The organism is Mesorhizobium kowhaii (assembly GCF_003253745.1).
In the GTDB taxonomy this organism is placed as follows: domain Bacteria; phylum Pseudomonadota; class Alphaproteobacteria; order Rhizobiales; family Rhizobiaceae; genus Mesorhizobium; species Mesorhizobium kowhaii.
The window spans coordinates 1-2,856 of sequence record NZ_MZXV01000083.1 but is presented as its reverse complement, the minus strand read 5'-3'; the positions used below and the strand labels follow the sequence as shown (position 1 = coordinate 2,856).

3 protein-coding genes and 1 pseudogene are annotated in these 2,856 nt (G+C 61.0%); all 4 read left to right on the top strand.

Annotation, left to right across the window (positions count from 1 at the left end; genetic code table 11):
- Positions 1-270 precede the first annotated feature (270 nt).
- Positions 271-673 (top strand): annotated as a pseudogene (locus tag B5V02_RS42880) (zinc-binding dehydrogenase); the annotation flags it as partial.
- Positions 674-1,070: 397 nt separating this feature from the next.
- Positions 1,071-1,817 carry an SDR family NAD(P)-dependent oxidoreductase gene (locus tag B5V02_RS38010; protein ID WP_111549047.1) on the top strand — a complete coding sequence of 249 codons (747 nt, stop codon included), beginning with the start codon at positions 1,071-1,073 and terminating at the stop codon, positions 1,815-1,817.
- Positions 1,818-1,913: 96 nt separating this feature from the next.
- Positions 1,914-2,378, top strand: a complete 465-nt coding sequence (locus B5V02_RS38005) for a GlcG/HbpS family heme-binding protein (RefSeq protein ID WP_111549046.1) — start codon at positions 1,914-1,916, stop codon at positions 2,376-2,378.
- Between the two features lie 15 nt (positions 2,379-2,393).
- Positions 2,394-2,856 (top strand): alpha/beta fold hydrolase (locus tag B5V02_RS38000; RefSeq protein WP_146606220.1); only part of this gene is annotated, 463 nt, incomplete at its 3' end.

The following is a 2,856-nucleotide window of genomic DNA, read 5'->3' as shown; positions in this document are numbered from 1 at the left end:
TCAGCCGCGAGCGTCAGGCTGCCCTCCTCGGCGACCGCGACGAAATAGCGAAGGTGCCGTAGCTCCATAGCGCCTTCCATCTTCAAGGCATGCCCCCCACCTTACAAAGTCTTTTTCGCGGGCGCCATGGGAGGCCACATGGCTTTCAACGATAGCACATGTCTGGTCTCGGTCTCTAGAGCCGCGGCCAGTGGGTCCGCTTCCATACGCTGCCGGTAGGGCACTAAATTGCGAGGATTGCGCGGTTCACTGGTGGGACAGCTCGCCCAATTTGCCGGAGCGCGGGCCTGCCCGGAGGGGATCGACGTTTACTTCGAGAGCGTGGGCGGACCCGTGTGGCAAGCGGTGCTCCCGCTGCTCAACCGCTACGCGCGGGTGCCGGTCTGCGGGCTCATGGCCTTCTACAACGGCGTTCCACGATCTAATCGCGACATGCTGCCCTCCACTATGATGACGATCGTGAGGCGCAGCCTTCTCGTTCCAAGGCTACATCAACACCGAGTTCGTGGCCGATCACTATGCCAACTTCTTGCGGGAAGTCGGTGCGCTCGTCGCAGCTGGGCGCGTTCGCTATCGCGAAGATATTGTCGAGGGCCTTGAAGCGGCGCCGAAGGCGTTCATCGGAACGCTGTCCGGCCGTAACTTCGGAAAGCTGTTGGTTCGTGTTAGGTGAGGCTCGACGTGCTCAGGCATTTCTGTACAGGCGATCCGTTCCTCTTATTCAGCGCACATCCGGTCTGCGATTTGTATTGCTGTCCGGACTGCGGGAGCACTCTGCTGGGCGCATTGGTCGTCGATGTCCTGAAGAGTGGCATCAACGACCATCGGGCTGCCGTTGAAGCGCAGTAGAGTTTGGGCTGTCACGCGGCCTACTGGAGCCGCCGGCTTAAGTCGCCCCATATCTCCAAGGCATGCCCCGCTGCTTACAAAGTCTTTTTCGCGGGCGCCAGGGGAGACTACATCGCTTTCAACGAAAGTACCTGCGACTGGTCTCGGTCTCCAAAGCCGCGGCCAGTGGGTCCGCTTCCATACGCTGCCGGTAGGGCGGCAAACTGCGAGGATCACACAAAATGAACACTCAAGTTGTTTTGATCACCGGTGGACTGACCGGCATCGGTCGCGCCGCCGCGGTCGCCTTCGCCAAGAAGGGCGCGAAGGTCGTCGTCGCCGGTCGGCGTGACGAGGCCGGCAAGGCGCTTGTCAAGGAGTTACGTTCTCTCGGTTCGGAGGCCGAGTTCATCAACGCCGACGTCCGCAAGGAGGATGACGTCCGCGCTCTGGTCGACAAGACCGTCGCACGGTTTGGCCGTCTCGATGTCGCGGTGAACAACGCCGCAACCGAAGGCGATCGCGGTCTGATCACGGATCAAACCGCCGAAAGCTTTGCCGCAACGTTCGACACCAATGTTCTCGGCGTGGTCCTGAGCATGAAGCACGAAGTGCGCGCCATGCAGGCCCAGGGCAGCGGCACCATCATCAATATTTCCTCGACCTACGGGCACGAGGGCGCGGCCGGCGCCTCGCTCTACGTCGGCGCCAAGCATGCCGTCGAAGGCATCACCAAGTCGGTAGCACTCGAAGTCGCCAAGTCGGGAATTCGCGTGAATGCCGTCGCGCCTGGCCCCACGGACACCGGCATGCTCACTCGTTTCACCGAGACGGCGGAGAACAAGGCAGTTCTGGTGGGGCAGGTCCCGCTGGGTCGACTCGGCCTGTCCGAAGAAGTCGCCGACGGCATCGTGTTCATCGGGTCGGACGAGGCCAGGTTCATCACGGGTCACGTTCTCAACGTCGACGGCGGCCACAGCGCCAACTGACCCCTGTTCGGGTGACCGGATCGCGCAAGGGAGCCGACTATTGCGACCCACGCCCGATAAACGCGCAATGCGTATCAAGTGGAAGGAGGAAGTCCAATGGCTAACGTAGTGAAGAAACACAGTATTTCTTCTGAGCTAGCGCAGAAAATGGTGAATGCGGCGGTGGCGAAAGCAAGAGAACTTGGCGTTACCGAGAACGTAGCGATTCTCGATGACGGCGGCAACCTCAAAGCCTTTATCCGGATGGATGGGGCCTCGATGCCTACCATCGAGATTGCGCAGAACAAGGCATACACAGCTCTGTTCGGCGTTTCCACACAGGACTTTTTCAACTTTATCCAGAGCGACCCGTCCCTTTTGGCCGGTATCCCCACGCTCGCGCGTGTGGCGGCGTGGGGCGGCGGGTTTCCCATCAAGGTGAGCGGAGAAATTGTCGGGGCGATCGGAGTGAGCGGAGCGCCCATGGTCCAGAATGATGTCGACTGCGCGAAAGCAGCCTTGGCGCTCCTACCCGATGAGTCAGCACCCAATGCGATGCCGCCTGATTTGAATCCGGGCTGAATTAAGGGAGTTAACATGATGACTTATACTCACCAGACCGCGCCGACGCAGTTCGTCGAGGCCAACGGTATCCGCTTCGGCTATCGCCGGTTCGGCAAGGCCGGCGGCGTGCCGCTCGTTTTCAATCAGCACTACCTCGGCACCATGGATTACTGGGACCCGGCGGTGACCGATGGCTTTGCTCGCGGCCGCGAGGTGATCTTGTTCGACAACGCGGGCGTCTCGAGCAGCTCCGGCGAGGTCCCGACCACATTCGAACAGATGGCCGCCAACGCCATCGCCTTCATCAAGGCACTGGGCCTGAAGCAAGTCGACATATTTGGTTTCTCGATCGGCGGCCTGGTCGTGCAGGAAATCACTTTGCAGGCGCCCGATCTCGTTCGCAGGATGATCGTCGATGGCGCAGGTCCGCGCGGCGGTCAGGGAATGGAGCTGATAGCCCAGGCTACAGGGCGGCTCTTTGGCGCCCACCCCCACG

Bases quoted from the DNA above. Each gene is read 5' to 3' on its own strand.
- B5V02_RS38010 (WP_111549047.1), top strand. From the start codon at position 1,071: ATGAACACTCAAGTTGTTTTGATCACCGGTGGACTGACCGGCATCGGT.
- B5V02_RS38005 (WP_111549046.1), top strand. From the start codon at position 1,914: ATGGCTAACGTAGTGAAGAAACACAGTATTTCTTCTGAGCTAGCGCAG.